Below are 6,374 nucleotides of genomic sequence, written 5' to 3'. Positions count from 1 at the left end.
TCGGTGCGAAACAGAATTGTGATTATACAAGAGTGATGCTTAAAGGGGGCTGAATAATTAAGAGAAATTTTAAAAAACGATTTGGAAAATTTTAAATTTTATAATGAAATTTTATGCTTAACGCGCCTGACACAAATTTCATCTCCAGCCTCCGTAAAAATTTTATAAATTTCGCAAACGACCGCATCCAAAACTTAAGATTGCATCATACCGCGATATGCCGCCGCGACTGCCAACCGCACCAATTCGCCCATAAAACCCGCTTGCAAAACACTTAAGCGCACGATTATAAGATTTCGCTATAATCACGTCCGATTTAAAATTTATCAAAATTTAAAAGGATTTCTATGCGCGCAATTTTTTCTATCTATATCTTCATCATCGCGGCCCTTATCGGCATCGAGCTCTCGCTCGGCGCACTCGTCGCGCCCGTGGTATTTTTCCCGCAGCAGATTATCGGAGAGGGCGTGCTATCGCACTTTCAAAGCGGCCAGCTGATGAGCGAGATCTTCGCAAGATACGGCGGCATCCTCATCGCAGTCTCGGTCATCTGCCTCGTTTTTGAGATGATAAATTTCAATAACAACAAATCGCAATCCTTTCGCTTGCGCCTTTCGACCCTGATGCTGACGCTCGTAAATATCATTTTAGCCCTACTTTTCGTGCTTTACTTTACCGACTACGTTATAAATGCCCAGAAGATCGGTGCAGAAGCGACGACGACGCAGGAATTTGCCCAAATCCACGCGGCTAGCGAATGGTGCATGAAACTCATCATCGTGTTTCAAACGGTGCTGTTTTTCGCAAAAATCCTCCCCGCCCTAGCTGCGAGAGATGTCGCAGCAGCGAAAGACGCGCGGGATGAAGATTAAAATTTACTACGAAGACACCGACGCGCAGGGCATCGTGTATCACGCCAACTACATAAAATTTTGCGAGCGAGCGCGCAGTGAGGCGCTTATGCAGGCAGGAGTGGACTTCGCGCGCGCGGACGCATACTTCGTAGTTAGCGAGCTTTGCGCTAAATTTCTCCGCCCCGCGCGCCTCGGCGATACGCTTGAAATTCGCACGAGCCTAGCCGCGCTCAAAAACGCCAGCGCCCTTTTGCGACAAGAAATTTACAAGATCAAAGATATTAAAAACGTCGATTTTAGCGAGCTTTTATACGTGCAGGACGTAAAAATCGCCTTCGTAAAAGACGGCAGGCCGATCAAATTTAGCGTTGAAATTTTAGAATTTTTCAAATCTTTGAGATAAATTTATCTCACGAGTTCAAATTTACCTAGTCGTGCGGTGCAAACATAGCGCAGGCCGACCTTCGGCGTAAAATTTAAGGATATACAGAGCTCTTAGGCAAAATAAAATTTGCAGGCGAGATAAAATTTACGACATAGAATTTCGCTCGGCGTTAAGGTTTAAATTTTGATGCTACATCGCGACGCAAACCCCTCACGCGCCCCAAGATAGCCAGATAGAAAACAAAATTTGAAATATCGAAATTTTGCAATGACGTTAAATTTTACCCTACTCCGCCGCTTTATGAAATTTTTATCGCTCTTAAATTTAAACCCGCGCAGATCGAGTCTGTGTTTTACTCCGCTAAAATCCCGCTAGTCCGTGAAATTTAAGCAGGTTAAATTCGCCCCGTCCGCTCGCACGCTGTAATAAAAATCGCGGCGCCCGCGCAAAAAGCTGCGCGCAAAATCAAAAAGCGCGCAAAGAAAGCGCCAAATGCGCCTCACAGCAGCCCCTTTATCTTTTGCAGATCCTCTTTGAAAAGCTCTGCTTTGCTCGGATTTTGCGCGATGAATGCGGGATCGAAGCTAGGCACGAAGCTGATGCCGCCCTCGTTAAAGACCGAGCCGTGCAGCGCGTCCATGCCCGCCAGATCGCCATTTCGCAGCACGATTTTACAGCAGAGCTCGCCCAGGCAGAGCACGACTTTGGGCTTTAAAATTTTGATCTCATCGGTCAGATAGGGCGCGCATTTTAAAATTATTTCCGAGCTTATGCACCTATTTTGCGGCACTGCGCACTTTATCAGAAAGCTAAAATAGATCTGCTCGGGCGTGCAAATTTGATCTAGCGCCGCTTCAATCTCAGCCTCCAAACCGCCGCCAAAACCCTCGCTAGAGCTAGGCGCGAGAGCTACGATCATAAGTTTTACGTTTGCGGGAGTTTTAGAATTTTTAAAATTTTTGATAGTTTTGAAATTTTTAAAATTTTGCTCGCCGCTTCCAGCGCGTGTTTTGGCGAGTTCGCAGAGATTGCACTCGGCGGTAGCGGATTTTAGCGCGTCCAGCGCCTTAAAAAATCGCTCGCCGCCGCTTAAAATTTCGGCGCTTACGTAGCGGTAGCCGAACGCTTTGTAATAAAGCAGCCTGCGCAATTGCGAGTTTTGCACGGCGCGCCTACGATCTGTTTAAATTTCGCGCGACGAATCCGCGATCAAACTGCGCCAAATCTTTGTAAAATTCCGTTCTAAAGCCCTGCTCGCGCAAAAACGCCGACAAGCTCTGCTTTTGATCGTAGCCCATCTCGCAGGCTAGAAATTTTGCGCGCCGTGCGGCGATCAGCACGATGCGTTTTAAAATTTCATCCCCCCGCTCGCCGCCAAACAGCGCCTGCTTCGGCTCTTGCAGCACGCGCGCGTCCAATGCGTAGGAATTTGCGATGTAGGGCGGATTTGAGACGATGAGATCAAACTCGCCCGCGATCTCATCCGCGTAGGCGCAGTGCACGAACTCGACGTCCGCGCCTAAGCTTGCGGCGTTTGCGCGCGCTACCTTAAGCGCATCCGCGCTGATGTCGCTAGCCATGATGCGGCAAGCGGGAAGTAGCTTTTTTAAGCAGATAGCGATTATACCGCTGCCCGTGCCGATCTCGCAAATGCGCAGCTCGCCCAAGCTCTGCGCCAAAGTAATAGCTTTTTTTACTAAAATTTCAGTCTCACAGCGCGGTATCAGCACCTGCTCGTCGACGTAAAATTTAAAGCCCATAAACTCGCAGCTTTGCGTGATGTATTCAAGCGGGCGGCCGTCTTTAAATTCAACGATCTTGGCGCGAAATTCCACTTCATGCGCGAGCTCTTCCGAGCATCTTAGCACGAGCTGCTCGTCACTAAGTCGCTCGCAAAGCTTTAAAATTTCGCGCGCGACGTATTTTGAGCCACACTGCCCCAAGCCCCATCTTAGCGCCTCAGCGATCCTCATCAAGCTCTCTTATACGCTCATATAGGCTCGGGTGCGAATGATACACCGCGGCATAAATTTTATGAGCGAGCGGGAATGCCTTATTTTCGCTGCCCAGCTTCTTTAGCGCGCCGATCATGCTCTTTTTATCCTGCATGCTAGCGCCATGCCGGTCCGCGCTAAATTCGTGCATGCGGCTAATCTTGGAGATTACAGGCTCAAAAAACGCATGCAAGATCGGCGCAAACAAAATCATAAAAACCAGCGTCGCGCCGCCGTCCGCGTTAAGTCCTAGCGCGCCAAATACGCCTGCAGGGAGGTTTCCGAATACCGCAAACGTCGCGCCCAAAAGCACGAAGCTGAGCGCTAAGCCTTTCAAAATGTCGCCGTGTTTGAAATGCCCGAGCTCGTGCCCTAAAACGGCTAAAATTTCATCCTCGCTAAGCTTCTCTATGAGCGTGTCGAAAAGCACGACCTTTTTCGTCGCGCCGAAGCCGCCGAAATAGGCATTTAGGCGCTTGTCGCGCTTGCTTGCGTCGATCGTAAAAACGCCGCTACTTTTAAAGCCGCAGCGCTGCAAAAGCCCCTCTATGCGCTCTTTTAGCTCGCCTTGCTCTAGCGGTTGCATCTTATTAAACAGCGGCGCGATAACGGTCGGATATATTAAATTTATCAGTAAAACTACGCCGAAGCTTAGCAGAAAGCCCCAGACCCACCAATGCGCGCCCAGGCTATTTACGCAAAAAACGAGCGCAGAGGCTACCGCAAAGCCAAAAACCAGCGTGAGCGCAAGCGATTTTAGCGCGTCTTTTACGAAAACGGCGGGCGTTATCGTGGAAAAGCCTAAGCGCCTGTCTTTGACGAAGGTTTTGTAAATCTCAAGCGGAAGCGATATCGCGCCGCCGATGATTAAAAACGCCGTTACGAAGCAGCTCTGCGCAAAAATTCCATCTCCCGCTAGATCATATATCGCGCGCTGTAACGCGCTAGCGCCCGCAAGTATCCAAATAAGCGCCACCGCAAAAGAAAAGCAGTGCGAAAATATATTAAATTTTAAATTTACCGCGCCGACCTCGCCCGCCTTGTGATAATCCTCCTCGCTAAGCACCACCGCAGGCTCTTTTAGCTTGGCGCGGATGAAGCTTAGCTCGAGCAGATCGAGCGAAATTTTATAAATCGTGTAAAGCGCGTATAAAAAGATCAAAAACCAAACCATCGCGCCTACTTTATGCTCTCGGCGAGCGAAAGCACTTCGTAATATTCATTTTCCATACTGTTTAACGTTCCTCTTTTTTCTTCAAGCTCTTCAAAAAGTCCCTGCATCCCGAGCTTTTGATAAATTTCAGGCGTCGAAAGCGCGTGATTTAGCTCCTTTATGCGCGCCTCGATAGCCTCGATCTTAGCGGGGTACTCTTCTAAAATTTTATTCTGTTTGTAGCTAAGTTTTGCAGCGCTCGTCTTTTCCTTTTTGTTTTCGCGGCCGCCTTCCTCCGCGCTCACGCTCGCGCCAGCGTCGGCCTCGATCTGATCAATCTCCGCCATCTCGTCTTCAAACTCCAAATACTGCGAATAGGGCATTTGAATTTGATCGATCGTGCCGTTTTTCTCAAAAACCCAAAGCTTATTCGTAATCTTATCGATAAAATAGCGATCGTGGCTTACGATGATTACCGCGCCTTCGAAGCTTAGCAGGTAGTCCTCCAAAATATTGATCGTCGCGATATCAAGATCGTTCGTCGGCTCGTCCAAGATCAAACAATCATACTGCTCAGTAAAGAGCTTCGCAAGCGCCAGACGGTTCTTTTCGCCGCCGCTAAGAACGCCTACGGGCTTATCCAAAAATTCCTTCGGAAACAAGAAATTTTTCAAATATCCGTATACGTGCATGTAGCTGCCGCGGACGCTTATGTGATCGCCGCCGTTGGGGCAGAAAATTTCGATTATGCTTTTATCATCCGTGATGCCGCTGCGGGTCTGATCGAAGTAGCCGATCCTGATCTCGCCGCGTTTGATCTCGCCCGCATCGATCTTGCTGCGACCGAGTAAAATTTTAAGCAAAGTACTTTTGCCCGCGCCGTTAGCGCCTACGATGCCGATGCGCTCGCCCTGCAAAACTCGCGCCGAAAAGCCCTTGAAAAGCACCTTGCCGTTTAAAATTTTACCGATATTCGTGCATTCAAAAAGCATCTTTTTGCGATTATCGCCGCCCGTGCCGTTAAAGCTCCTGCTCGCGCGCTCCAGCTCTAGCCGCACGCGACGGATCGCGCCCGGGTTTTTCTTCGCATCCTGCCTCATCTGCATGATGCGCGCCTTGCGCCCTTCGTTGCGTTTAAGGCGCGCCTTTACACCGCGGCGCAGCCACTCCTCCTCGGCGCGCAGCTGTTTAAGCAGCGTCTCGTGGGACTTTTCGAGCGAAGCAAGCATCTCCTGCTTGCGCCTCAGATAGTTCTCATATCCGCCGTCGAAATTTGAAATTTTACCCTCTTCGATCTCGATACTGCGCGTCGCCAAGCGGTCGATGAAGTAGCGATCGTGGCTGATAAAAACGATCGTCTGCTTCGAGCTAAGCAGCATATCCTCTAGAAATTTCACCATATAGACATCGAGGTGGTTCGTGGGCTCGTCCAGCAGCAGCACGTCGGGCTTTTTAAGTACCAGTGCGCCTAGCGCCACGCGACGAATTTCGCCGCCGCTAAGCGTGCAGACGGAGCGGTTTTCATAAATTTTAAGTCCGAAATTTTGCAGCACCTGCTCGATCTTATTATCGATCTGCCAGCCGTCCTTGGCTTCGATAAATTTAATCAGCTCGTCTTGGCGCGCTAAAAGTTCCTTGTTTTCGGGCTGTGCGGCGATCTTACTCGAGATCGTGTCATATTCGCTAAGGGCGGCGTAAATTTCGGCTAGCTCCCTTCGCAACGCGTCTTTGACCGAGAGATTGTCTTCAAATTTCGGCGTTTGAGCGAGCATCTGGATATTTAGCCCGTTTTGAGTGATCACGCGCCCCTCGTCAATCTCGCACAGACCTGCAATTATCTTCATCAGCGTGGATTTGCCGCCGCCGTTTTTGCCGATTACGGCAACGCGCTCGTTAGCGTCCAGTGCGAAATTTACGCCGTCTAAAACGACGTGAGAGCCGAATTTTTTCGTAACATCGATAAGCTCGATCAAAGCCAATTTTAAGTT

6 protein-coding genes are annotated in these 6,374 nt (G+C 49.4%); 2 read left to right on the top strand and 4 right to left on the bottom strand.

What is annotated here, in order from left to right:
* The first annotated feature begins 347 nt into the window (after positions 1 to 347).
* Complete coding sequence (locus Q0238_RS03675; RefSeq protein ID WP_297943001.1) at positions 348 to 872, top strand: DUF4149 domain-containing protein; 525 nt, start codon at positions 348 to 350, stop codon at positions 870 to 872.
* Positions 862 to 1,257, top strand: a complete 396-nt coding sequence (locus Q0238_RS03670) for a YbgC/FadM family acyl-CoA thioesterase (RefSeq protein ID WP_297942999.1) — start codon at positions 862 to 864, stop codon at positions 1,255 to 1,257. Before Q0238_RS03675 ends, Q0238_RS03670 begins: the two co-directional genes overlap by 11 nt.
* A gap of 481 nt (positions 1,258 to 1,738) precedes the next feature.
* Here the strand turns inward: Q0238_RS03670 and Q0238_RS03665 are convergent, their stop codons facing one another.
* Genes Q0238_RS03665 through abc-f form a run of 4 tightly spaced genes read right to left on the bottom strand, consistent with a single transcriptional unit; the run spans position 1,739 to position 6,365 of the window.
* The gene (locus Q0238_RS03665; RefSeq protein ID WP_297942997.1) at positions 1,739 to 2,404 is read right to left on the bottom strand and encodes a uracil-DNA glycosylase family protein; all 666 of its coding nucleotides are present in this window, start codon (positions 2,402 to 2,404) and stop codon (positions 1,739 to 1,741) included.
* Positions 2,405 to 2,411: 7 nt separating this feature from the next.
* Complete coding sequence (prmC, locus tag Q0238_RS03660; protein ID WP_297942995.1) at positions 2,412 to 3,212, bottom strand: peptide chain release factor N(5)-glutamine methyltransferase; 801 nt, start codon at positions 3,210 to 3,212, stop codon at positions 2,412 to 2,414.
* On the bottom strand, positions 3,199 to 4,407 hold the full coding sequence (locus Q0238_RS03655; RefSeq protein ID WP_297942993.1) for a M48 family metallopeptidase: 1,209 nt from the start codon (positions 4,405 to 4,407) through the stop codon (positions 3,199 to 3,201). Before Q0238_RS03655 ends, prmC begins: the two co-directional genes overlap by 14 nt.
* A 5-nt stretch (positions 4,408 to 4,412) precedes the next feature.
* Positions 4,413 to 6,365: a ribosomal protection-like ABC-F family protein gene (gene abc-f, locus Q0238_RS03650; protein ID WP_297942991.1), complete on the bottom strand. Its 1,953-nt coding sequence runs from the start codon at positions 6,363 to 6,365 to the stop codon at positions 4,413 to 4,415.
* Positions 6,366 to 6,374 lie beyond the last annotated feature (9 nt).

Source organism: uncultured Campylobacter sp. (assembly GCF_938045775.1).
Taxonomy (GTDB): Bacteria; Campylobacterota; Campylobacteria; order Campylobacterales; family Campylobacteraceae; genus Campylobacter_B.
The sequence above is the reverse complement of the archived record's forward strand: the minus strand, read 5'-3'. Positions and strand labels throughout refer to the sequence as shown.